The 24,345-nt window shown below is 60.6% G+C and carries 20 protein-coding genes and 3 pseudogenes; 12 read left to right on the top strand and 11 right to left on the bottom strand.

What is annotated here, in order from left to right; translation table 11 throughout:
- Positions 1–70 precede the first annotated feature (70 nt).
- From AB4Y44_RS26335 to AB4Y44_RS26320, 4 genes are all read left to right on the top strand, one after another.
- Positions 71–337 (top strand): BrnT family toxin, encoded by a 267-nt coding sequence (locus AB4Y44_RS26335; protein ID WP_069268364.1) that lies wholly within the window; start codon positions 71–73, stop codon positions 335–337.
- The gene (locus AB4Y44_RS26330; protein WP_069268363.1) at positions 324–626 is read left to right on the top strand and encodes a BrnA antitoxin family protein; all 303 of its coding nucleotides are present in this window, start codon (positions 324–326) and stop codon (positions 624–626) included. Before AB4Y44_RS26335 ends, AB4Y44_RS26330 begins: the two co-directional genes overlap by 14 nt.
- Before the next feature lie 514 nt (positions 627–1,140).
- Positions 1,141–1,596: an antitoxin Xre/MbcA/ParS toxin-binding domain-containing protein gene (locus tag AB4Y44_RS26325; protein ID WP_368701274.1), complete on the top strand. Its 456-nt coding sequence runs from the start codon at positions 1,141–1,143 to the stop codon at positions 1,594–1,596.
- Positions 1,593–2,063: an RES family NAD+ phosphorylase gene (locus tag AB4Y44_RS26320; RefSeq protein ID WP_368685523.1), complete on the top strand. Its 471-nt coding sequence runs from the start codon at positions 1,593–1,595 to the stop codon at positions 2,061–2,063. The genes AB4Y44_RS26325 and AB4Y44_RS26320 overlap by 4 nt, the downstream gene beginning before the upstream one ends.
- A gap of 72 nt (positions 2,064–2,135) precedes the next feature.
- Here the strand turns inward: AB4Y44_RS26320 and AB4Y44_RS26315 are convergent, their stop codons facing one another.
- Both AB4Y44_RS26315 and AB4Y44_RS26310 read right to left on the bottom strand, forming a co-directional pair.
- The gene (locus AB4Y44_RS26315; RefSeq protein ID WP_141710876.1) at positions 2,136–2,537 is read right to left on the bottom strand and encodes a DUF6283 family protein; all 402 of its coding nucleotides are present in this window, start codon (positions 2,535–2,537) and stop codon (positions 2,136–2,138) included.
- 196 nt (positions 2,538–2,733) lie between these two features.
- A complete protein-coding gene (locus tag AB4Y44_RS26310) occupies positions 2,734–3,162 on the bottom strand; it encodes an H-NS family nucleoid-associated regulatory protein (protein ID WP_083245601.1) in 429 nt (142 codons plus the stop codon).
- Positions 3,163–3,673: 511 nt separating this feature from the next.
- Here AB4Y44_RS26310 and AB4Y44_RS26305 point away from each other — a divergent pair.
- Positions 3,674–4,291 carry an H-NS histone family protein gene (locus AB4Y44_RS26305; protein ID WP_368619005.1) on the top strand — a complete coding sequence of 206 codons (618 nt, stop codon included), beginning with the start codon at positions 3,674–3,676 and terminating at the stop codon, positions 4,289–4,291.
- A gap of 578 nt (positions 4,292–4,869) precedes the next feature.
- On the opposite strand, the gene AB4Y44_RS26300 is transcribed toward AB4Y44_RS26305, so the two are convergent.
- The 3 genes and pseudogenes from AB4Y44_RS26300 to AB4Y44_RS26290 all read right to left on the bottom strand — a co-directional run.
- A complete protein-coding gene (locus AB4Y44_RS26300; protein WP_069268359.1) occupies positions 4,870–5,061 on the bottom strand; it encodes a hypothetical protein in 192 nt (63 codons plus the stop codon).
- Positions 5,062–5,577: 516 nt separating this feature from the next.
- Entirely contained in the window at positions 5,578–5,955 is a 378-nt protein-coding gene (locus AB4Y44_RS26295) for a hypothetical protein (RefSeq protein WP_368619006.1), read from the bottom strand.
- 415 nt (positions 5,956–6,370) lie between these two features.
- Positions 6,371–7,291 (bottom strand): annotated as a pseudogene (locus AB4Y44_RS26290) (IS110 family transposase); the annotation flags it as partial.
- A 393-nt stretch (positions 7,292–7,684) separates the two neighbouring features.
- Between AB4Y44_RS26290 and AB4Y44_RS26285 the strand changes: the two are divergent.
- Entirely contained in the window at positions 7,685–7,981 is a 297-nt protein-coding gene (locus AB4Y44_RS26285; RefSeq protein ID WP_083245599.1) for an H-NS histone family protein, read from the top strand.
- A gap of 40 nt (positions 7,982–8,021) precedes the next feature.
- Here the strand turns inward: AB4Y44_RS26285 and AB4Y44_RS26280 are convergent, their stop codons facing one another.
- Positions 8,022–10,490 (bottom strand): hypothetical protein, encoded by a 2,469-nt coding sequence (locus AB4Y44_RS26280; RefSeq protein WP_368685517.1) that lies wholly within the window; start codon positions 10,488–10,490, stop codon positions 8,022–8,024.
- Positions 10,491–10,557: 67 nt separating this feature from the next.
- Entirely contained in the window at positions 10,558–12,129 is a 1,572-nt protein-coding gene (locus tag AB4Y44_RS26275) for a DASS family sodium-coupled anion symporter (RefSeq protein ID WP_368685516.1), read from the bottom strand.
- 137 nt (positions 12,130–12,266) lie between these two features.
- Here AB4Y44_RS26275 and AB4Y44_RS26270 point away from each other — a divergent pair, with 137 nt between their 5' ends.
- The 5 genes from AB4Y44_RS26270 (at position 12,267) to AB4Y44_RS26250 (ending at position 20,263) form a co-directional block, all read left to right on the top strand.
- Complete coding sequence (locus AB4Y44_RS26270) at positions 12,267–13,025, top strand: GntR family transcriptional regulator (protein WP_368685515.1); 759 nt, start codon at positions 12,267–12,269, stop codon at positions 13,023–13,025.
- Positions 13,026–15,364: 2,339 nt separating this feature from the next.
- A complete protein-coding gene (locus AB4Y44_RS26265) occupies positions 15,365–16,585 on the top strand; it encodes a GSU2403 family nucleotidyltransferase fold protein (protein WP_368619010.1) in 1,221 nt (406 codons plus the stop codon).
- Positions 16,586–17,678: 1,093 nt separating this feature from the next.
- Positions 17,679–17,921, top strand: a complete 243-nt coding sequence (locus AB4Y44_RS26260) for an H-NS histone family protein (protein WP_368619011.1) — start codon at positions 17,679–17,681, stop codon at positions 17,919–17,921.
- An 86-nt stretch (positions 17,922–18,007) separates the two neighbouring features.
- Complete coding sequence (locus AB4Y44_RS26255) at positions 18,008–19,039, top strand: IS110 family transposase (RefSeq protein WP_069268353.1); 1,032 nt, start codon at positions 18,008–18,010, stop codon at positions 19,037–19,039.
- Between the two features lie 633 nt (positions 19,040–19,672).
- Positions 19,673–20,263 (top strand): hypothetical protein, encoded by a 591-nt coding sequence (locus AB4Y44_RS26250; RefSeq protein ID WP_368619638.1) that lies wholly within the window; start codon positions 19,673–19,675, stop codon positions 20,261–20,263.
- A 483-nt stretch (positions 20,264–20,746) separates the two neighbouring features.
- Here AB4Y44_RS26250 and AB4Y44_RS26245 read toward each other — a convergent pair whose 3' ends face one another.
- Entirely contained in the window at positions 20,747–21,094 is a 348-nt protein-coding gene (locus tag AB4Y44_RS26245) for a transcriptional regulator (protein WP_069268351.1), read from the bottom strand.
- Between the two features lie 416 nt (positions 21,095–21,510).
- Here AB4Y44_RS26245 and AB4Y44_RS26240 point away from each other — a divergent pair.
- Positions 21,511–22,362, top strand: a pseudogene (locus tag AB4Y44_RS26240) (acyl-CoA dehydrogenase family protein); the annotation flags it as partial.
- 46 nt (positions 22,363–22,408) lie between these two features.
- Here the strand turns inward: AB4Y44_RS26240 and AB4Y44_RS26235 are convergent.
- From AB4Y44_RS26235 to AB4Y44_RS26225, 3 genes and pseudogenes are all read right to left on the bottom strand, one after another.
- Positions 22,409–22,939 (bottom strand): annotated as a pseudogene (locus AB4Y44_RS26235) (sigma 54-interacting transcriptional regulator); the annotation flags it as partial.
- Positions 22,932–23,702 carry an IS110 family transposase gene (locus AB4Y44_RS26230; RefSeq protein ID WP_368619637.1) on the bottom strand — a complete coding sequence of 257 codons (771 nt, stop codon included), beginning with the start codon at positions 23,700–23,702 and terminating at the stop codon, positions 22,932–22,934. The pseudogene AB4Y44_RS26235 and the gene AB4Y44_RS26230, both read right to left, overlap by 8 nt.
- 115 nt (positions 23,703–23,817) lie before the next feature.
- The gene (locus AB4Y44_RS26225) at positions 23,818–24,303 is read right to left on the bottom strand and encodes a hypothetical protein (RefSeq protein WP_069268286.1); all 486 of its coding nucleotides are present in this window, start codon (positions 24,301–24,303) and stop codon (positions 23,818–23,820) included.
- Between the last annotated feature and the right edge of the window lie 42 nt (positions 24,304–24,345).

Below are 24,345 nucleotides of genomic sequence, written 5' to 3'. Positions count from 1 at the left end.
CCAGGACGCACTTTCTGTAACTCCAGAAAGTCCTTGCGTGCTCCTATTTTTCGACACTACAATAAGTTGCATGCGAATCACATTTGACCTTGCGAAGGACGCGTCGAACCAGGAAAAGCACGGCGTATCACTCGCCGAGGCTGCGCGGCTCGACTGGGATGGGATGCTGGTGGTCCAGGACATTCGGCACGAGTACGGAGAGGATCGGTACAGGGGCATCGCCCTGTTAGGGGGCAGGCTGTATAGCGTGGTTTTCACGCCCCGCGACGAAACCATGCGCATCATCAGCCTGCGCAAGGCGAGTAACACGGAGATTGACGCTTATGAGCAAAGCTAAGCTGACACGCAACACCGCCGCAGAGGAAGCGGCAATCCAGCGCGGAATCGAGTCCGATCCGGACAACCCGGAATGGACGGCTGCGGATTTCGCCAGCGCGCGTCCATTCGCTGAAGTCATGCAAAAGCGCATGGGCCGCCCGCCGAAGGAGAATCCGAAAGAGCAGGTCACGATGCGCTATGACGCAGAGGTTCTGGAGGCGTTTCGTGCGACCGGCGCAGGCTGGCAGACGCGCATGAATGACGCGCTAAAAACCTACCTGAAAGAGCACCCGCTCAAGGCAGCATAAGAAAGCTGTGGAGTGGCTTGTGGTTGAAACGGAGTTCGTCGCGCTCCCTCATATCCATCGTCCAGGTCGGCGTGCTGTTCGTCCCATTTCATGGTGGGAAGATTGTCGTACAACGCATCCATGTGCGCTACGCCTCATATCGAAAGGTATCCTGAATATCTCGCGAGCGGCGTCCTGGCAATGGGGTCGTGGCCAGGCAGTAGACGGCACGCTTGAATGCCGATCAGGCAGGCGGGGCGCTCGACCGGAACAGATCGGGATGGATTGGCCTCGACGTCCAGTAGTGACAGCGCCATGGTGCCTCCATAAAATACTGTATAAATATACAGCTCTCGTAGCTGCTCTATCCTGGAAAGTCACGTCGGAGGCGCCGGTCGGCTGTGCCGGGCTGCGGAGAGCGGATTTGCCGTAAGTCAGCGGTCGCCCGCGATCGGTGCCGCGCAGACTGCACAACAGGCAAGCTCAATCTGTGGCAAAATGCCCGTATTGATTGGGCATTTTGCTTGGAGGGTCCATGGCTACCGTTGAATATCGTCCCACTGGACGGGGCAACCCGCGACATACCGAGTTTTCGCTGCTGGGAAACCTGCTCCAGGCGCACATCCGGTCCGGGAATGACCTTGCTGCGCTCGCGACCGAGCGCGTCGGCGTAGAGGTGCTCGACCGCCTGGGCGAGCACGGCCTCAAGGCTGAAGAGCTGCTCTTCATCATTCCGCGTCGAACGCTCTCACATCGTCGCCAGAATGGTGAGCGGCTCTCGAGTGACGAGTCGGACAAGGCCATCCGCCTTGCAAGGATCGTTGCACAGGCGGAGACGGTCTTTGGAAATCCGGAAAAAGCCATGAACTGGCTTCGCGGCAGCAAAGATCGATTCGCCGGGAAAACGCCGCTTGAGATGGCCGCAACTGAACACGGTGCACGGCTTGTCGAGGATGCACTGGTTCAGATCGACGAGGGATACTTCGCCTGATGGAATTCTGGAGGATCAGTAATTACGCGGACCTTCGCGGCATAGGCGGGTTGAGGGCGTCTGGCCGGTGGCATTACCAGGGGCAACCCGTCGTCTATCTGGCGGAAAATCCCGCGCTTGCGCTGCTTGAGACCATGGTGCACCACGAATTCGGGTCTCCGCAGGCGTTGCCTGATAACTATCAACTGCTTCGCGTGGAAATTGCGGAGGGCGCCGCGATCGCGGAACTCACGGCAAACGGTATCCCGGATGACTGGCGTGAGAACGCGGACTGGACGCAGGCCGCCGGTAGCGAATGGCTGGCAGCCGGGCAGGAACTGCTCCTTAAGATGCCAAGCGCCATCCTCCCTCATTCGTACAACTATCTGTTTAATCCCGCCCAGCCCGGAGCAGGCTCGGCGATTGTCGCGGAAGTGCTGAAAGTGCCATACGATCAGAGAATTCGGGCTATCCTGGGTGATACGTAAGCGTGGCCGACTTACTGGAGCCCATTCGCGTAGCGGGCAAGATGATGTTCATCACCGGGGCAGGCGGTTGGATCACCCGATTTTCACTGCAGACTCATCTCCTTTGGCCTCGTCTCCAGAATTCGACGTTGCACGCAGCTTGTCCAGCACTTCCCGATAGCTGTCATGCAGTTCTGGCCAGTCTACGCCAGGCTCCAGTGCCGCTGAATCAAGTCGACCAGAGACCACTGCCAGGCGCACTGCGGGATGGTGGTGTCCGACTTTCGCCAACCATCCCGCGCACGCGAATTCCTCTCCTTCCCTGGATTGATGGCACGCAAACATGCTGGCTCCAAAATCGGGCCCCATGCCGCGGTCATCAGGGCACGTATCGGCCAGCTTCTCTGCCAGAGCGAGATCGAAGTTTGGAATATCTCCTGCACCCGCAGCGCGACGCCAGGGACATGATGCGCAAGGCTTTCCTGATGTTTTCATGATTCAATCGTTGCCCTTAACTTGGTCGGACTCCGGAATTCCAACTTCTTGCGTCCAGAAATGGGGCGCAGCCTTTCACCCTGTAACAGTATTTGCGCCCCTCATCTGCCAGGAATGAAATCGCGTAAACGTCCGAACCGATGGGGCAACGAGGGTGATTCCTGACGCTGGATTCTAGCTGGTTCCGGTCCAGCTCTCAGGCGCCAACGCCCTCTGTTTTGATTTTCGCCAGTCTGGTGCCGGCAAACGGGTCGTTGCGCCAGTCGGCACCGGCGCGTTTGCCAGGTTCCTGGGTCGATGCCGAATCAATTGCAAAATGCTCAAGAGACTGTCCGGCGCTGGTCGCCTGGACCACCCATTGTGGCGGAGCGCCTTTGCCGTCCCATGAATTGCCAGAGGCGTCGCGGAAACGCACTGCCCGCAACCGCTCCTGATCTGCCGCAATTGACGTGGCGATGTCTTCCGGTTTGATTCCAAATTCAGCCATCCGCCGCCGTAGATAGGCAACGATGCTTTCGCGCTTTCTTTCATCCATTCGGTGTACTCTCCGCGCAACAATCTGTTGTTGAGCAGGTAATTGCAAATCGCGTGCCGCCAGGATACCACGCGACCCAACGCTGCCCATGCTGCAGGCGCGAAGAGGGTGGAGCACTTTTAATCGTTTTGCTGGGAACGGCACACGGCAGGTGTCGCGACTGGCGACAGGTGTGAACCCAGTATAAATCAATCCGCAAGCGACGCCAGGTTTGCTTGCGCACCTTACGTCATCTTTTGTAGCGTGAACGATTCATCCTGTGGAAAGAAGAGGAGCTTCGCTCACAGGATCGATGATTCGTGCGTACATGTCTGGACAATTGAGAATTGAGTGTTTTGCTGCAAGGTAGCATTCGAACGGAAAAGGAGCGTTGTAGTACCCGCAGGCAACACCGGACGCAGCTCAATTTTAATCTCCAGTGACAATTTAAATCGCTGCGCACCGTGCGATAAATTTGCACGAGCGTACTGATGAAGTCATAATCACGACCGCGACGATGGCGTCAATTCTGACGGGCAGACCGAACTTCGAAGTGCCTGGGAAATAAGCCAGGGAAGTTCCAGGATCGCATGGACGGTAAACCCCACAGGGAGGAATAGACATGGTTACCTTGGACGCAATCAACTCGAAAATTGCAAAACTCCAGAAGCAGGCAGTAGCGATTGCCGAAAAGCAGTCGTCGGTGGGCCTGACCAAAATCCGTGAACTGATGCACAAGCACGGACTGACTGTTGCCGATATTGAAGGCTTTGTCGCTAAACGGCGCGGTCGCAAGCCGGCTACGGGTGCGAAGGCAGCAGCAAAATCCCCGCGGGCGGCCGTGCATCACGTTGCGCCGAAATACGTGGATCCGAAAACGGGCGCGACCTGGTCGGGCCGAGGACTTGCACCGCTCTGGATTCGCGATGTCAAGGATCGTTCGAAATTCCTGATCGAAGCCGGTGCAACGGCAAAGGTCGCCGGCGTCAAGGCTGCTCCCGCGAAGAAGGCTGCTCCTGCGAAGAAAGTTGCCGCGAAACGTGTCGTGGCTAAAAAGGCAGCGAAGACGACGGTCGCGACGAAAAAGGCTGGCCGGGCAGCGGCTGTTCCCGCAAAGGGTGTGCGTGGACGCAAGGCTGCAGCACCCGCGAAAAAGGCTTCGGCGCCGCGCAAGGTTGCAGCCAAAAAGGCACCGGCCGCAGTTGAGACTACAGCGACGCCTGAAGTCGCCGCGGCGTAACGGGGAACGGGCGATCCAGTCGTAGCTGGCGGAGCAAGATGCCGAACGCAGTGCTTTGGCGTCCCGCTACGACTGATCACTCAGGACCCCTTGTGCATCGCCTCCGTCTGGGCGACGCCACGTATGTACATGAGGAAGCACGGACACAGAACCGTACGCCTTCAACCCGATGGCACACCGTTTCGAGCTTGTTTCTCTAGCGTTGCCGGCTGATTGTCCACCGGAGTCGATTCCTTCGGTGGTCAGTCGGCTGATCTCGCTCGCGTGGCCGGGTATGAGCCGTGCACAGCTCGTGGACCGTGCTCGTCGGCTCGACATGCATGCTTCGCTGCGGGCGCAGCCCGGTATCGGACCGGATGGGCTGACGCAGTTCAGGCTCACGCTCAGCTTTGCGGACGCGCATTTCGTTCTGGTTGCCCACGTACGTCGTCTCGCTCGCCGACGCGCAGGCGCAAGACGCCAGAAACCGTCACTGCCTCCAGCGCGCGATATCAGGCAACCAAGCCTTTTCTGAGTTTTTTCGAGGCCGCGCAACAACGCCGTTCGCCAGGCAGGTGTCACCGCGGGATCACCATCTGCTAGAGAATCATGAGATTGCGAATCTTTCCGATTGTCGGGGAGCGTTCGACGATCAGGCCGGTGATGAACTCCGGCAACAGCGCGCGCGGCACGTTCGCGGGAATATCGGTCACGAGCTGCGAGGGCACCAGAACGATGAATTCTTCCGGCGCGGACGCCAGGCTGTGTTCGTAAGCGACGCGGATTTCCATGTGGTTTTTTTTCTTTGGGGACGTGGTTGTCAGCCGCACAATTTATCGCGCGCAGGACTAAGCAGGGATGTGGACGCAGTGTAGCGCGGGATGCACCTGTCTTCGTTGCATTGAGCGTTACTGGATTGTCTGTTGTGAGCGCTTGCGCGCTTTCCCAGACAATTGCAGGCTGTACCGCTGGCGATCCACTTTACTTCGCGACACACGCGCAGGGTTTGGTCTCCATCTATGGGGGCTGGTTACCATCGGGCTGGCGAATACCAACCGTATGACGTTTGCACGCGACCTTCTCTCGCCCGTGCGTATTCACTTGTCCGGCGAGCTTTCATGCATGTCGCCCTGACGGATCCGTGAATCCGGCACGCGATCCGACGTGAAGTTGCCGTGCAACCTGGAGTTGACTGTCGTTGGTGTGCGTGTCTCTCGCAGCCAGAGCAACAAGTTTTCCAAGGTGATCACTCGCCCGGACAACGATCTCCATCCGGGTCGCGCAGAGCTGGCGGTCGTACTCGTTAATCACGTTCGTGAGTCCCGCGACCAACGATTCAGACACATGCCACCTCCGGTGTGATCGGCCTCGCTAAGTACCTCTCCGAGGCCACGCTCAACACTTTCGATCTCCGCGATATCGAGCTGCCCGTGTCCCGCCCGGCTGATGAAGCTCGTGATGATAGCCACCTGCGAGACAAGATTGACGAGGGAGCGGTCCGCCTCACCATTGCGCAGACGCTCAAGCGCGATCCGTGCACGCAGTGCGAGATCCGAGGCTTCGTGGCGGGGCATCGGGAGATAGAGCGACTTTGCGTGCGTTCCGGCAACTGGCCGACGCGTGGATCGAGAGTTCTTCTTGTTGGGCATGTCCGGTAGGCGGTTGATCTGGATTTGACACGTCATATTGAGATCGTCACCCCGGGATCAAGAGCGCCCACCCGATTTAATTTGCATGACCGGGTCAGCGAGTTCGGTGGCGGGTCCAGACGAAAGCGGCCGCCCAGTGTGATGGTTCCGGCGGTCCTCTATCACTCCGATGAGTTCGCCCGACGCTGCGCAGCGGACGAACTCATCGGAACGGTGCGTCCGCGCAAGACTGTGTGCCGCGCGGCGAAGCTTCCTGGTCAGGTGGGACTCCCGGGCAAACAGCACCGGGAATCATGAGTACCAGATGCAACTAACCGTCAATCGCCACTTCGAACCACGAACGCCTGTCGGCGGCAAAAATCGACGTTCAGCATGGGACTGACCTGTCAGACCGTACGTCGAGGCCAGGTAAAGTCACGGCGCAAGTGAAAAAGCGCCCGGTTCGGAAGTAGAGATCAGCAGCGCCTGTTCGGGCGGGATGCCGGTAGCTCCAGGCAGATTCCACCAGCAGCTTACGTGCGTAGCTGTTGCCGGTCTTCGTAATGCTGCCTTGCCGTCGTTTCCCACTTGATGAATGTTCTGAAGGCGTCACGCCAATCCACGCCATCAACTGCCGCGGATGTTCGAAGCGCGCGAGGTCGCCCAGCTCCGAAACCAGTCCGATCGCCGACGTAAAGTTGATTCCGCGCATGGCCTGCAGGGCAAGTACGACTGGATAAAACCGCCAGTTAGTTACCGCTTCGCGCAATGCCAGTTCCAGCCGCTCGCATTGCGCGAGCCGGTCTTCAATCGTGCGCCGATGTTCGTTGAACGCCAGTTGCTGCCAGGCGCTGTCGCATGAGAACGTACTTAACCAGCGTCGGTGTGTCGGTCCCCAGTTGGGACGGCCGAGATAATGGACGCCGTGGGCAAGCAGAAACGATTTGAGCCTGCAGCGTGCTGCCTTCAGGTCTTCTCGAGCCGCCGACCAGGCGCGGGTCAGGTCGCGGAACGCTTCGTCTTCAACTGTTGGTACATGTACCGCCGACAAGTCGCCGGCGCGCAAGGAGCGCACCAACTTGATCGCGTCACGGTGGTCCGTCTTGACACGATCACCCGGCCTGCGTGGGGTGAGCGATGGTGCGCAGACCATGCAGTCGAAGCCTTTATCGACCAGCCTTCGATACAGGCCGTATCCGCATGGGCCCGCTTCATAGACAAAGCAGATGTGCCGTGCCTTCTGCTGCAGTCGCTTGCAGAGCCGGTCGACATCAATCTGCATGGCGCCCACCTTGCCGAACAGTTCGACGGTGCCCATGCCGATCGCATAGGCAACCGTGATCGAGTCCTTGTGGACATCAAGCCCCACATACAACGTGCTATCGTCTTCCATGCTGGCCTCCGCGGCGGAATACACCGTTGAGTGGCGGTTCCGTCGCCACTCAATGCGGCTCTGGCAGCCATGCTAACCCGCGCAAACTTCCCCACGGCGGCCAGCCTCGCCGAATGGGAGTCATACTGACTTGCTGAGGCTGCGCGTAAAGCATCTGGCTTTCCATGAATCTGCATACCGCGGTAGGCGGCACCGGCTTTGCTCCTCTCCATCGTGATTCACGACGCCCGAGCGTCCGCCATTGTGGATGGAGTCGCGAGGCACCTCTATCTGCAAAAAAATCCACCGACACCAGCCTGACGCAATGCCCGGCGACCGTCGTCCCAGTTCGGATCAGCGACATACGAAAGTCACTATCATGACCCAGTGATTTCCATATGCGGGAGACGCTTCGTGGCAACGTACAGGGAACTGAGAGCGCAGATCGCCGAGCTGGAGAATCAGGCAGCAGCAGTCCGTCAGGAGGAGTTCGACGCCGTCCTTGCCGATATCCGTACAAAGGTGGCCTATTTCGGATATACACCACAGGACATCTTTGGACGTCGCCGCGGCAGGCCGAGAGGTTCAGGCGGCGCGCTGCCAGCGAAATACCGTGATCCGGCAAGCGGCGCCACCTGGTCTGGCAGAGGGCGCGCGCCGAACTGGATCAAGGACGTCAGGAACCGCGACCGGTTCCTGATTCACAACTAGATGGCGGATTCAAACCGGAGCCGGTTGCTGCGAGCGCTGTTCACCTGCGCCCGCGGCGAACCTGGTCAAAAGTAATGAACTGGGCCGACGACCACACCTTGCTGTCGTCACGCTGCCGCCCGAAGAAGTACACCGGACGAAAACCAAACGACGCATTCTGCGCGGCAACCTCTACACTACCTGCCAGATCAACCGGCAGCGGCCTGTCGGTCAGTCGCTCAACCGCGACGAACAGTTCCGTGCCGCCGAGCGCATGTGTTGCGCTGCCCCGCGCAAGCAGATCCACGCCGCGAATCTCGAAGCGAAACGTGGGCGCATGCGCGAATGGATTACCTGCGAGCGGATCGCCGACCTTCACGAAGCCGTCGATGGTGCCTTCGATCACGATGGTCGCCGCGGCCAGATTGCTCACGTCGATCTCGATGCTGTCCGCGTCGCCGTACGTGTCGCTACTGAATTCGATGTCCGTTGCGCCTGTGCGCCACGCGGATTCCTCGACGTGTTCGAAGCCGTGAGAACCGAAGTTGTGAATCGTGCCGTTGAGAATGCGGATGCGGCCACGCCACGCCGCCCAGCGATACCGGTCCCGAATGCGCGCACCACCCCAGCGCACGCGGATCAGACGCTCAGCATAGCCGAGTTCCTCATGCAGGTTCCGCTCCCATATCAGGCCATTGTGATCGTAGGCGGCGACGTATTCCCAGCCGGCGCGTCCGAGCAGGCGGTAGTCGAGCGTAGCCGGGCCGCGCTGCCTGAAGGCGTCGCCTTGCCAGTGATCGCCACTGCGCACGAGCAGCGCGCTATGCTCGCCTGTTGTCGCCCACGTGCGGCGTGCGCGTAAGGCCTGGCCGACCGTGCGCCGGTCGAGCGTATTGGCGAGCACGCCCGTGAGTCCGCCATGTACGCCGAAGACCTGCACGCCCGGCGCGCCGCCGCCGGGACGTCCGCGATGTTCGTCGCCGCTCGCAGCCACGCCGAGCTGGTAGCCCCGTGCGATGACGTCCTGGTAGAGCCAGCCGAAGTGGCCCCACGTCGAAGCGATTTCGACGAGCCGCTCAAGCTTCGGATGGTGCCAGTCCGGAATGTAGCGCCGCCCGCCAACGTGCGGCATGACGAGGTGGTGTTCGGCGTCGTCGGCGTAGGCATCCCACAGTTCCTCGACGGGCCAGCGACCGAGTTCGACCGCGTTGCCTTTCATGTCCTCGTTCCACACAAGGGTGCGGTTGTGCTCACCGCGCGCGTTGTACGGAAAACCGGGACGTTCGTCGCCGAGAAATACGACGTTGTGGTCGCCACCCGCCGTCGAACTGCCACACCACTCCTGCACGGGATAGACGACGAAGCGGCCGGGTTCGTTAAACTGATCGACGGCCTCGACGCCCAGTTGCCAGTTCGCATCCGTGATCTGGAAGTCGTTCGCTGTATAACCGAGGATGTCGATTCCACCAATATCGCGCGCGTACTGCGCGTTGTATGCGGGACTGTTGGTGCCGACCGTGTCGTGCGCATGGACGTGAAGGTCGGCGTAGAGTGCACGCGGGGCGGGCAGTGTGGCGTCGACCGTGAGCCAGGCAACGGCTGCGCGGATTTCCGGCCGCGCGGGCACGTCTGCGACGATGTACAGCGTGCCCCGGTCCGTTGGCAGGTCGTCGAGCGCGAGCGTCGCGAATCCCTGCGTGGGGAATGCATGCTCGCGCTGATAGACCGTTGTGCCTTCTGCGTTGCGGGCGATCACGTTGGCGGTCAAACTGGCGATCGAATTGGCGACTACCGGCCGTGCATTCGCGTTAGCGCCCAGCTCCCGGCATGCATTGCCCCAACGATCCTGCAACGCAAGGCGAAACGGCGCAGCCTCGCCAGGACGCACGAAGCGCGGCCCGTTGAGCAGCACGTCCGTTGGATCGCCCGGATGGATGTCGATGGCAATGTCGCCAGGCACTGCAACGAAGCGCGACGTGCCCAGCGGATCGACGTAGAGCCGGAAGCGGAAATCGTCTTCAGAAAACGTCTGAATGCGCGTGCCGGGACCCCGTCGGCGATCACCAAGACGGATCACGATGCGGTCGCCTGCGTTCAGATATCCGTCGACGACATCGACGATCACGGCTTTCTGGTACGGCCGCTCGTGGCCTTTCTGGTCGAAGCGCACATTGAGCGCCTGCACCGTGGCGGGACTCTGGCCCGGCACGAGCGGCGCCGCATGATACTCGGCGCTGATGTAATTCGTCGCGGTGGGGTCGCTTGTCTGGAAGAGCGCCCAGTCCGAGTAAAACTTGAACGTGGCCTTCAGCCACCCTCCATCGGCGATGCCCGACGAGCCGACTTCGTAGTCGAGCACGACCTCGGCCCAGCTGCCCGCTTCGAGTCGGGAAACGCTGCAACGCACGCTGCCCGCGAAGGGGCGCTGTTTCAGTTGCTCATAGAGGCCGGCGGGGGCGACATGATCGCCAAGGCGCTCGCGCAGGGCACGCGCGCGGGCGTGCAGACCGGTTTCGTTCGATTCGCTCATCTGGGATGGGTGTCGACAAGACGGGTAAGGGATCGCGCGCACGTGACCATGCGAGTGCGCGCAAGTATCAATGCGCAAATGGCCATGCCGCGGACGCGTCCCACACGGGCACGCCCATGAACGCATACCACGGTGCGATCACGCATAGCCCGTACAGGATCGCAATCAGCACCGAGATCACGCCGACGCGGGCGTAATCGGCGGTGGTGAACGCGCCGCTGCTGTATGCAATGACGCCCGCCGTGATCTGCGTGGGCAGCAGGTAGGCGAAGCTGTCGGTGTCGCTGACCAGCATCGTGAACGCGACCGGATGCAGACCAAGGCGCGGGGCGAGCGCAAGCGCGATCGGCGCGATCATGGTGACAGCAGCGACGTTTGACAGCATGCCGATACGGATGATGTGCGTACCGGCCATGACGATGCCAATGGCGAGCCACCAGCCATGACCGTGCGCGACGATATAGATGTGATCGGCGGCCCATTGGGCGAGCCCCGACGAACTGATCGCAGAGGACAGCGATAGCGCACCGGCGAGCAGAAACAGTGTGCCCCAGATCGTGCGCTGCTCGACTTCGGCCCAGCCGAAGCGCAGCACGCCTGGCGCGAACAGAATGGCAAGCGCGATCAGCGCGACGATTTCCGACGACAGGTGATGCAGCGGCTCCGTTGCCCACAGGACCGCCACGCCCGCGAACAGGACCAGCACCAGCCAGTCATTGCGCGAGGCAGGCGGGAGTGCGCGACGCATTGTCGCGATGGCGGCGCGTCCGCCAGGAATCTGCACGGCGCGCGAGCGGAAATAGTACTGGACCCAGCACTGCGTGATCGCGAACATGCCCAGATACGGCCACTGGAGCTTGAACCACGTGAAGTATGAAATGTGGATGCCGAGCTGCTTTTCGAGCAGGCCTGACACGACCATGTTCGGCAGATGCGCCGTGAGAATGCACATGCCGCTGATCATCGCTCCGTAGACGAGCGACTGGATCACGATGGCCTTTTTCGCGGCGCGCTCACGCGGCGAATCGCCGAACAGCTGGACGATGCCGTTGGTGACGGGCAGCAGCGCGGCCGAGCGCGCATTCGCGGCCGGCACCACCATCGACATCACGAAGTTGACGGCGAACATTGCCCAGATCACGCCGTTGGCGGTGCGCACCTTCAGGCGCTCGAGCAGCGCCAGCGCAATGCGGCGGTCGAGGCCGCTTGCCTGCATGATCGCCGAAAAGAGGAATGCCGCGAGGCAGAGGAACACGACGGGCGCCGCAAAACCGCTTGCGGCCTTCGGAAAACCCGGACTCGCATGTGAAAGCACAAGCAGCATCGGTATCAAAACGCCGCTCACGCCGACGGGAATGGCCTCGGTCACCCAGACGATCGCGACCCACGCGACCACGGCAAGCGTGGCCTGGCCGTTCGCGTCGAGCCCGGCGGCTGTCGGCATGAGCCACGCGAGCGCGATGAAGGCGAACCACGCGGCCACGAAGCCGAGGCGGGCACGCAGGAGCGCGGAGCCGCTGCGCGGGCCAGCGTGGCCATGTGCATCCGCAGGTTCGTTTTCGCGCGGATGGAGGGCCGCTTCATCATGTGGTGGGCGCTCGAGCGGCGGCGCGTCGAGGATCTTGTCTGTCACTGTCATGCTTTCCTGCGTTCGTTATTCGAGCCGATGCTGCTATCGTTGGCGGGTCAGGATGGCATAATACGTATTAATACAAGCTGGGCCATCCAATTGCTTTTCATATCGATATCGCGAATCTCGCTCAAGGCGAGGCGCGAGTGCAGCGAGGGACCTTAATCATGTTGGTGCGGGAAGACGTGACGTCGCTCTATGAGCAGATTGCGACGACGCTTGAGCAGGAAATCGGGCAGGGCATCTATGAGCCGTCGGGCAAGTTGCCGTCGGAAGCCGAACTGGGCGATCGCTTTGACGTGAGTCGGGTGACTGTCCGGCTGGCGCTCGGCCGTCTGGTGGAGACGCACATCGTGGAGCGCAAGCAGGGCAAGGGCACGTTCGTGAAGCCCCGGCGTCTGCAGCACCGGCTCGACGTGTTGCGCGGCTTTTACGACTCGCTGGCGGCGCAGGGCGCGCGGGCCAGCATGGAACTGCTGCGCATGCAAGCGTGTGCGGTACCGCCCGGCCTGCGCGAGACCTTCGCCGCCGATGTCACGGATTGTGTGTATCTTGAACGCCTGCACCGCGTCGATGGCGCGCCTGTCGCGCTCGCGCAGACCTGCCTGCTGCCCGAAGCAAGTGTCATTTCGCGCGAGGAGGCGCAAGCTCTCCCGTCGTACGAAATGCTCGAACGGCTGCCGGGCTGGCATATCGTCGATGCCGACATGACCATCACGGCGGTTGCCGCGGCGAGCGATATCGCCGCGTATCTGGAAGTGTCCCCTCGTGCGCCGCTGCTCGTGCTGCGCCGGACCTCGCGACTTGCTGACGGGCGCGCGTGCGAGGCGACGGTGTTCCATATTCGCCCTGAGCGTTTCGATCTGGCGGTACGCAGCGGGCTTGAGGCGCGGGTGGTCGGATAACGACGCCAGGCGCGGGTCACCCTGCGGGGGACCTTCGTGCCTGGATCTTTGCCGATGTTATGGATTCCAAAAGATTCCGGAAACTGGCGTTGTGCGAACGCTCGCTACCAGGGAGGGGACGAGACTGGCGCAGTCGCGAACGCGCGGAATCTGGCCTGCGGCGTAAGCGTCGTTGCCGTCGATCAGGATAGCCGTGTAATTTCCCGCGCACCATGACTGTGCGCGGCTGAATCGGACAATGCTGACTGCTCCAGGGACCTCCGTTGTAAAAAAAATTCTCGCGGCGAAAACGCATAATTTGTATGAAGAAATAAATGATGCCGCCGATAACCGAGTCAGGTACTGCGCTGTTCGCGTGCCCGGGCGTCAGGGCCAGACATCCATCGCACCATGAAACCTGACTTGCACGTGCTCGTTTAATCGATACAGGGTTGCCGGCCTTTTCGGGATTGATACCGCGTCGAACTGGGCACGAACCCGCTTGTCCGTCTCGGTATCGGCATCTGGATGATGCGTAGCGTCACCCGGCAACTGGGTACCGAGCCTTCGACCGCCGCCGCCGTGGCCAGAAGCGTGGCCACACCCTGCTCGAACGCCAGCTGGTTGCCCTGGAGACACTTGGCGGGGCCATACGGCCTCGCGTTACGCGGGACGGCGATTCGCTCCTTCGTACCCTCGCTCGGCTGCACTGAAACGTTGATACCGTGGCGCGTGAGTGGGCGGTGTGATGCCTGAGCCGTCGCGATCAGCTCCGGCCTGCATCTGCCCAAAGCTGCCTGCGGGCACTGCATGCATTCGACGTGTGAGGCGCGTGCGCTGTCACAACAGCTGCGTCACCAGACTGACCGACCGCCAAAGAACATTTCTGCGCCGCGGGGATTCCCGAAGTCCAGAGTCACACTGCGTCCTGGGATCCGGCATTTCAACAGTTTCGCGTCGGCGAGCGGGCGAATGACTCGTCGCTAACCTACGCGGACGTTTCGACGGGCGCGCGACAGGCCAAAGCCCGGCACGTGCGCGTGCGTTTAGCGGAACGGGGAAGAAGAACTCACTGCATGTTGTGAAACCGGTGTGGACCGACCATACTTCCCTGTAGCGGAATGCTGGAGTCGTATATTTTTAAGGCCTGTCCCGTAGGCCAGGACGCCCAAAGTCGACGCTGTTATCCGACGCGCCGTTGCGCGACTTGCGCTGCCCGTCGTGTCCTGCTCCGCGGGTGGAACTGCGGTCGCAGGCGGGCAGCCTGGCGCGCTTCGCTCTAATGGGAACACGCGGTTGAGCCGGCCCGAACCGCAATGCTGAGCCAGTATTGGACGATTATCTCCAGCATCGTTGCGCGACGCACCACGGGATCTACACTGCGCCGGACATCTTCGCGCTTTCGAGGGATGCATCCCTCCGTTCCGGACCGTGGACGTGCCGACCACGTTGGCGTGCCGCTTTGTCACCCAGGCTGCGGCGCCGCGCTGCGTGTGCCGGTCCTTGACGGAGACGGTCATGCAAGGGCCATCGGATAGCTGGCGCCGGGCAATGCGGCGCGTCACTTGCGCGGCGTCTTTTTTCCGCAGGCCTCGGCATTGAAAATTATCAAACAATTGACCGGGATTCCAGCCTGGCCATCTCGTGGACGGCGATTCGCTAGCGCTCACGTCAGTCGCGGGATGAATGGACAGCGCAATACGGAGCGGATGGTGCAGGACACGACTCTTCAGGAACGCGAACCTGCACGAATGGGCCTGTACGGCCAGCTCGCGCGGCTGGAGCGCCGCTTCGCAGTAACCGTAAGCCGCAGGAGGGCAGCGATGACGACGTTGATACGTAGATACTTCGTGTGCGTCAACGGACACGACGGCGAAGAGGTGGCGTGCGATGACGATGAACCGTACTCTTCTCAGTGGGACTCGATTCGCACGACCGGACTGGTGAACAACGGCAGGGACTCGCACGGATACGCCTCTTATACATGCAAGACGTGCGGCGAGCTCATGTCGGAAACCGGGAAAAGGTGATTGATAGAAAGCCAGAATCGTGGCTCGACGTTCTGCATGGACGTGCGCGATCGACTGCCGCAACCGGAATTTGAAAAACGTAAGTTTGCGTCATTCTCTTCATCAATCGGCTAACAGGCTTCGAAGTCCTGCATCTGGTGAGACCCGATGCCCGCGCGCAGGCATTGGGTGGCCCTCGGCGTGCTAAAGCACGCGGACGGGGCCACAGACGTTGGCCCAGCGATGCGCCGGAACATGAATTCGAGACGTCGGCGATTCGTCAGCCGGTGCGTGGTGAGAAGTCCGACAATGAGGTCGCGGACCGGGCATGGCCCGAACAAATCCTAACCGATGCGCCCGGTACCGCCGGGTAACCTTGTACCGTTCGCCTGGGGTATCGGACAGGCGAGGGGTTGGTGGCCTGAGGGATTCCAAGTTGATTGCAGTAATTTTCATAAAATTACTGCAATCACGAACTCGCCTTTTGCAGTAAAATCCAAAAAATTACTGCAATTTTCTGGCATGCACGGACTTCCTCTTTACCAGCGACACGATCAGGCATTTTGCTCCCAGTACGCGAACGTCGAGCAGGCGGTCGCCAGCCAGGGGCGGGTTCTCGTGGGTGCGCCGGGCACGATCACCGAGCACCATCGCGGGAACGCTGTCTACTACTATCGGCAGTTCATGAACGCGGAGGGCAAGCGGCAGCAGGAGAGTCTTGGCGGACCCAAGGGCGATCCGGCGGCCGAGGAGCGCGTCGCTGCGGTGATGGCACAGATCGAGCAGTCCAAAGACCTCATCAGCCGCATTCGGGAGCTCGCGAAGCTCGGCTTCCAGATTGCCGACAACAAGACCTACGCGACCATGGCGGTCCTCCACAATTACGGACTTTTCGAGGCCGGCGCGGTGCTCGTGGGCTCTCACGCGTACGCGGTTCTGCTCAACAGCCTTGGCATCAAGGCGCTTGCCTACGAGACCGAGGACATCGATATCGCGCGCGCCCGCCAGCTCGCGCTACAGGGTGTGCCGTCAGGTGGCCTGCTCGAAATCCTGAAAGAAACCGGAATCGACTTCGTGCCGGTGCCGGGGTTCAACAGGGGCGATCCGTCCACGTCGTTCAAGCAGGCGGGTCGGACGCGTTTTCACGTCGATCTGCTTGTGCCTTCGAAGGACAACACATTTCCGACCGTCGCTGTTCCAGAGCTCGGTGCGCATGCGAGCGGCATGCCTTATCTCGCCTACCTGCTCGGCCAGTCCCACATGGGCACGCTGCTTTCAAGGCACGGCGCGGTGCCGGTTCGTGTGCCGGACCCCGCACGCTTCGCGATCCACAAGATCCTCGTTTCACGCTTGCGCACCAACATGCTGGTCAAGTCGCAGAAAGATATCCAGCAGGCGTGCGTGATGCTCGCGATGCTCGGCGAGCACAGAAGCGGCGATATCGAGCTCGCCTGCTCGAATCTCCCGAGGTCTGCGCGCCCAATGGTTCGCCGTGCGCTGCCCGATATACGCACCATGCTCGAGGCTCACGAGGGAGCGCTATTCGAATTTGAGGAAAGCATTGCCGCCTGACGGGCCATGTCGCGCTCCGACTGGCCCGGAATACGTATGATCAACCCCCGTGCTGTATGCCATCCCGTCACCGCGCGTTCCGTGTGTGGATGCCGTCATTCCGGTTGTTCGCGCATCCCACAGGCACTGTCCTTCAATGGCGTCGCGTCGGATCCTTAGCCAGCTACCGTGCACCGAATATGAGTACGGGCTGGACTACGGACGCGTTCAATAGATTACGCAAAACAGTCTGGGCGGCCGTTGAAATTGCAATCATTCGAGCTGTAATGTCGACTCTGGTGAAACTTCATCGTTGGTCACTGAGTGTCGTCACCTCATATCAATTCGTATAGCGAATTAATTGTGCGACAGCCGGCGAGGAATGCCAGATAGTCCAATCATTCGCTGCATGGCTGACACACGATTTGCGTGCTGCCCGGCTCAAGGATGTGAATACGGATTCTGAAGCGGTGACGGGTGGATTGGATGGTGCCGATGGTGCTGCCGGTGCTTCGACTTCGATTTCGCCTTTGGTTGGGACTCTAACGTCGGCTTCGTGTGCGGATGCGGCTCACCCTGGGGCAGCGGCTCCGTAGTCTGGGCTGCGGGCAGTGGCGGAGGAGAAGTGGTACGAGCACGTTGCGGCGAGTCCTGGCCTTCGCCGAAGTGAAACGTCTGCGAGGCTTGCGCGTAAGCGGTGGTGGACAGCGGCACTGCCATCAGTAACAGGAATTTCGAAAGCTTCATGCGTGTTCCCTTTGGGCGGACGCTTCAGGATAACGCAATGCGCAGCCTTTGCCGCCTTGTCCTGTTCATTGCTCGCGTGGCCGACAAGGTGTGCGCGGTGTTCAAAACTGCATGATGCGCCGCTTCAAGGGTCCGTCGTGTCCGCCGACCCTCGTAAAAAGCGCTGGAACGAACTGGCCACGCGTCAGTCCATCCCTGCAAAAGAGTGTGAACGTTCGTCATGGAACGGCCGCCGAATATTGCCCGTGATTTGCGAATTCGCGGACACAGGCCCAAGGCCGGACTCGTCGATCGGTCATCCCGATTCGGATCAATGCCGTGAGAAAGTCACTATCATGACCGCGAGGTGTCCACATGGGGGAAGTCCGTGGCAACGTACAAGGAACTGAAAGCACAACTTGACGAACTCAAAAGTCAGGCGACCGCTATGCGGCAGCAGGAGTTCGACACGGTGCTTGCCGATATACGTGCAAAGGTTGTGGAGTTCGGATATACCGAGCGGGATATCTTCGGGAGCCGACGCGGCAGACCAAGGGTCGCGCACGGTCCACTGACTGCGAAATATCGCGATCCTGCTACCTGGTCCGGGCGGGGACGCGCGCCAAACTAATGGAATGGGCGCCCCCACCCGAAACGGCATCGGTGTGCCAAAGTGGAAGTGTCGAAGCTACCACTTAATCGAGGAGGGCGCCCAACATGAAGATTACGACGATTGGCATTGATTTGGCAAAAACCGTTTTTGCAATTCATGGCGTGAATGAGCACGGTCGAGCCGTGCTGAAGAAAGTGCTAAAGCGTGATCAGATGGCGGCGTTCTTTGCCAACCTGCCGTGTCTTATAGGAATGGAGGCATGTGGTAGCGCCCATTACTGGGCTAGAAAGCTGCAGGGCATGGGACATACTGTGCGCCTGATGGCGCCGCAGTTCGTGAAGCCGTATGTGAAGGCAAACAAAAATGATGCCGCGGATGCCGAGGCTATCTGCGAGGCCGTCGCGCGGCCGAACATGCGCTTCGTCCCGATCAAGAACGTTGAGCAGCAGTCGGTGCTGTCGCTGCATCGCGTCCGTCAAGGTTTCGTTCGGGCGCGCACCGCACAAGCTAACCAGATACGCGGTCTGCTAAGTGAGTTTGGGCTTGTTATCCCACAAGGAATCACACACCTCGCCGGGCGAGTACCCGGCTTGCTCGAAGACGCGACCAACGAATTGACAGGATCCTTTCGGCAGCTGATTGAGCGTCTCCTGGAACACGTGAAGGAACTCGACCGCCAGGTCCGTGAGCTGGAAGCGCAAATCCGGGTGATGCACCGCGAAAACGAAGTCAGCTGCAGGCTCGCGCGCGTGCCGGGCATTGGTCCGATTACTGCGAGCGCGCTAGTGGCCTCTATCGGTGATGCCAAGAGCTTCGCAAACGGGCGCCAGCTTGCTGCATGGCTGGGTCTGGTGCCCAGACAGAACTCCAGTGGCGGCAAGAATGTGCTGCTGGGCATAAGCAAGCGAGGCGACACCTATTTGCGGACGCTGTTGATACATGGAGCGCGTTCAGTCATCTACGCGGCCAATCGGAAAGAAGATAAGGAGAGCTGGTTGCATAACTTGCTGCAGCGGCGCAACGCGAATGTTACCGCGGTAGCACTCGCAAACAAGAACGTGCGCGTCGTGTGGGCACTATTGACTCATGCACGCGAGTTCCGAAGTGACTACATGGCGAGCGCGAGTGCGGCATAAACTTCGATGCACCTATAAATTGTAACGAACAGCAGGAGACTTCAGCCGATTGCACAGGCTATCAAGATGTGATGGCGAGATAGGTAAGACCGTGGTCAAGAAAATCTGATTGATCCAGTGTGCGCGAGAGCACGCCAAACTGATGAGACCTTGACCAGCAAATTCCATCAGGGACCGCCGGCGAGTGCCGTGCGAAGTCCGAATGCATGGCTGCAATCTTGACCTATAACCTGTCACAAACTGAGCGCTTGGCAAACTGGGGGCGTCCATGCATGGGTCAAGGACGCGAAGAATCGCGACCGGTTCCTGATTTACAAATAGATCACCTCGGCGGGCATCGATAACAATTGCATGCCCGCGGCCAATACTTGAATAAAAGCCATTCCTGTTTGCGGGCCCACCCGCCACGATTCGGAAAGATATGAGACGCATATTCGAGTTGCTCGGTGCAGGAATTTAGTCTCATTAATGTCAGTGGGAGCAAAGCGCCCTGGCATGTCCGTATGGCGCTTCCCCGCGTCCCGGGCGCCTGATCAAGTGTGACGGACAGGGCCGCGTCGCTTCATCCCCATGGCAGACCCTTGCACGCAGCGCAGCCATTCGTTATTATTTTTATAACGAATGGAGATCAGCATGGCTACGCTGCACCCGGGCCTTCCGGAATTGAATCTGCCTTCGCGTCAGGGTGGCAGTCCGTCAGTCAGTTCATGGCTGCTGTCCTACCCGATGTTTCGCGACGCCCTGCAACGCGAGGAAACGGATTTTGTCGCACTGCCGTCGTACGTCAGGCTTCCCGTTCCGAGAAGGATGACGGAGCCGACGGATGCGTCGTCTGCCCGGTGGGCAGATCTGGGTGGGGTGCGCGTCTCCTATATCGAGCTCTGTACATCCTGTGTTGCGGACGTCGTGCGGGATCACCTGTTGGCCGGTGCAAACAAACCGGAGACTGCCAATGAAGCCGCGGACGAACTTGAAACGCTCTGTTCGATATTTCCTGCGGCCCGGGTGCCTCTTGTGGCGAGACCTCCGTGCCTGCTCAGTCCCGGCGTGGGCTTTTTCCTCGAGGGTTGGGCGCGCTTTCTCGCGTACTGGTCCCGCAATGACAGGACGATCCCGTTGCTTGCCGTCGACTGGCAGGCCCTGTATGGGCGCCTGACTGACGATCCGCCCAACGGCGCCAAAGCCGCGGCGAAAATCCGGCCATCGCTTTTCTGCATGGCGTGAGGCGACGTAACTACGTCTGGTCCGCGGCGGTGGGCGCTCCTGCAGGCGTTACATCGGGTCTGGATGTTCTGGAACCTGCTTTTGTCGAAACCAGATGCACTTGCTGGCGGCTCACCGCAGCCTCGAGACGGTAGCGGGGCCCTTTTTGTGACAGGCGCAAAAATACCGAACTGAGCTTCCCCTGGGCGTTGTTTTAAGCCACTGCCAGGTTGCCTTGGCCTCGCAAACCCGGTATGTTTACTGTTCCAAAAGTTATGACGGTTTGTGAAAACCCGAGCTTTTGGCGTGTGTTTGCGAACCCACTGCCCGATATGGTCCGTGGGTTCTTTTTTGGTTACTTCGGATCGCGAACGATTTCTGTGCGATTGGGAAGGCCGCTCGCAATCACGCAGCACGGCTGAACGGGGACAACTGCCTTGATTAGCCGATCCGGGCAGAACGCCCTCTATTGGCGGGCTCGGGATCGCGGGGTATGCCGCCGGCTCAGGTGCCCTTCGCTGCCTTCGAGAGCGCTTCGGCGAGCTTGTCGAAGTAGCGCAGCGCGGCAGGCGTGAGTTCGATCTGCTTGCGCCGGGTGTCCTCGGTGTCGGAGAGGGTGAGCCATCCTTTCTCGCGCATGGACGCGATGCGACCGTGAAGTGTCGCAGGAGAGCCCAGTTCACCGTGTCCAATCATGTCCCGGACCGACAACCGGTCCTTGTTCTGTGACGCGCGAGCCACGAACTCGAGAATCTTCTCTTCAAGCGGATCAAGCGCTGGCAGCGTGGGCAAGCCACGAATGGCTTCAGTCAGTTGCAGGAAACGAAGATAGATGTCTGCAGGTCGTTTCATTGCTTTCGCCCATACGCGATGGGTGCGCACGCCGCGAAGGCGCGGGTCAGCTATGATTGGGGAAGGAAAAGCGAATGGAACAATTATACCGTCGTGGGAAGCTTGCGCTTACATTTCTGGTCCATAGCTGGCGGCTGGCCGCACTGTCGCGAAACAGGCGGGCAGCGATGACGCCAGTGACCAGTCCGGGCATCACGAGATCGCTCAGGCATCGCTGCAAATCCAGCAGTGAATCAGCTGCATGCTGTTGCTGAACCAGCAACACGCATGCGGTTTTCCCGACCTGCGCACACCTGATCCCCGGCCAACGATTGGCATGGCTTCTGCTTTATCGGTAAGGAACGAGGCCCGAACACGGGCCACCCATCAAGCCGGTACCTGGAGCCCCTATTACCGCATTGAATCTCGCCAGCACGGTGGCACTTGCTCCCGTTCTTTCTCCCGGTACGGATTACGAGCGTCTCGCTTCACGTTTTCGACCCGTTTTCGCCCGCATCGCAGAGGGCGTGCTCGAGCGTGAGCGCGATCGCAGCCTGCCCTATGAGCAGATCGAATGGCTCAAGGCCGCCGGATTCGGCGCCGTTCGCGTGCCGGTCGAGCATGGTGGCGCGGGGGCTTCGCTGCCGCAACTGATTCAGCTGCTGATCGAACTGGCCGAGGCGGACTCGAATCTGCCGCAGGCACTGCGCGGCCACTTCGCGTTCGTCGAGGACCGGCTCAACGCGGAGCCAGGCCCGGCGCGCGACGTCTGGTTCAGGCGATTTGTCGACGGCGAACTGGTGGGAAACGCCTGGACCGAAGTCGGCAGCGTGGCGATCGGCGACGTGATCACGCGCGTGTCACGTGATGGCGCACGCTGGGTGGTGAACGGAGAGAAGTACTACAGCACGGGCAGCATCTTCGCTGACTGGATTGACGTGTTTGCGCGCCGCGACGACACGGGCGAAGACGTGATCGCGGCCGTGCGCGCGAGGCAGCCCGGCGTGACACATCACGACGACTGGGATGGCTTTGGCCAGCGCACGACGGGCAGCGGCACGACCACGTTTGTCGCCGCCGAGGTGGACGAGATCGACATCATCGATTTTTCGACGCGCTTCAAATACCAGACCGCGTTCTACCAGCTGGTGCTGCTCGCCGTGCTCGCGGGCACGGGCCGCGCCGCGCTGCGCGACATCTCGCAGGAGGTGCGTTCGCGCCGGCGCATCTTTAGTCATGGCAATGCGCCTTCGTTCGCGCAAGATCCGCAGGTCCAGCCACGAGGCGAACGTCGACGCCGAACTGGATTCCGCACGCGGCCAGAGCGCGATTGCCGAGGTCGCTGCGGAAATGCCCGGCCGCCACCGCGTGCTGCAGGTGGACATTCGTCGCCGCCACCACGCGCACGTCGATCGGAATACCGTGCTGGGATCCAAGCCGCACGACCTCGCGCTCCTGCATCACGCGCAGCAGCTTGACCTGCATCGACAGCGGCAGGTCGCCGATCTCGTCGAGGAAGAGCGTGCCGCCGTTGGCCGCCTCGAACCAGCCCGGCTTGGCGTTGAACGCCCCCGTGAAGGCGCCTTTCTCGTGGCCGAACAGTTCGCTTTCGACCAGCGTTTCAGAAAACGCGCCGCAGTTGACCGCGACAAACGGCTTGTCGCGCCGCCCGCTCAGGCTGTGGACGTGGCGCGCGATCAGTTCCTTGCCCGTGCCGGTCTCGCCGATGATCAGGATATTTGCGTCGCTGGGCGCGACCAGCTGGATCCGCTCAAGCAGTTCGATCGAGCGGGGATCGACGAAGACCTGCGCGCGTGCACGGATCGAGGCTGATGCCCAGCAGACGCGGCGTGCCGCCCTACGAATGCTGACGCGGCACCAAACCCAGCCATGCAGCAAGTTCGCGGCCGCTGCGAAAAGATCCGGCGTTGCCGATCGAGGCTGCGAGGGCCGACGCGGTAAGTGGCCCGATCCCGGGTATTGTTTCGAGAAGCCGACCGGGCGCATCCGTGCGATGGATCGCGCGGATACGACCTTTGAGCTCAGCCACCTTGCTGCCAAGTTCGCGCAAGTGCTCGACGAGCATTTGGATTAACGCCCGGAACGGCTGAGAATGTCCATCATCACGTGTGGAAGGAGCGGCCATGGCCCGTTGGCCACGCAGTTGGATACCCTGTGGCAGCACGATGCCGAATTCGCCAAGAAGCCCGCGTATTTGGTTGGCAAGTGCTGTGCGTGATTTGACTAGGCCGGCGCGTGCGCGATGCAGCGACAGCACTGTCTGTTGCGCCTGCGTCTTGAGCGGTACAAAGCGCATGTTTGGTCGCGTTATCGCCTCGCAGATTGCTTCGGCGTCGGCCGCGTCGGTCTTGTTGCTCTTTACGTAAGGCCGGACGAACTGCGGGGCGATCAGTCGAACGGTGTGTCCGAGCTTGGTGAGCTCAAGGCCCCAGTAGTGCGACGAGGCGCACGCTTCCATGCCGATTACACACGGTTCGAGCGTAGCAAAATACCGAAGTACATTCGCGCGTCTTAGCTGTTTGCGTACAACGATTTCGCCTTGCGAATTCACTGCGTGAGCCTGCATCACGCTCTTGGCCAGATCCAGTCCAACAGTCGCTATATTCATGATGAACGCTCCTTTGCCGTGAACGTCACGACTTCTCCACTTTGGCATAAACCCCTCGCTGGGTAGCGGGGGTCGTCCATCACATCAGAGCCGACGGCTGGCCTGCCGGTAGGGCTTATCGACGCCCGGACTGCGCGAGAAGGGCTTCCACCACGTTGAAGCCGACGCAGTCGGCCGGATCCAGCCGGCGCAGCTTCGCAAGGAGCCTCAGGGCAACCGCGCGTTCGCAGCGGCGAACGCTGATAAAGGCCAGCGCCTTCAGCGTGAAGAGCCAAAAGCGTGCCGGTCCAGGAATCGTGAAATCTGTGTCGCCTGGCTGTACGGCACACCAGTCAATGTCAATTGACGCTTCCCGGGCTGCAGCTGTCAAAGCCTTGGTTGCAACTTCCTTCGCCTCGCCAAGTTCGCCCCGGTTCGCGTGAAACTTGTATAGCAGATAGTAGGGTGGCAGGCAGCGCGGGTGAGAAAGAACGGCGGTCCACAATGCAGCGGTCACATCGTCCCAGCGGCCGCCACGTGTGTCCTCGATTAAGCGCAATACGGAAGGAGGCACGGCGCCGCCAAACAGATCTGCCGACTCAATGCCAGTAAGGATATTCATTGATTTGCTCCGAAGCGATAAGCCTTCTGCACCTTCCTGTGG

The sequence above is a fragment of the Paraburkholderia sp. BR10937 genome (genome assembly GCF_040965695.1).
Lineage (GTDB): Bacteria > Pseudomonadota > Gammaproteobacteria > Burkholderiales > Burkholderiaceae > Paraburkholderia.
This window is presented reverse-complemented; position numbering and strand designations above follow the sequence as displayed.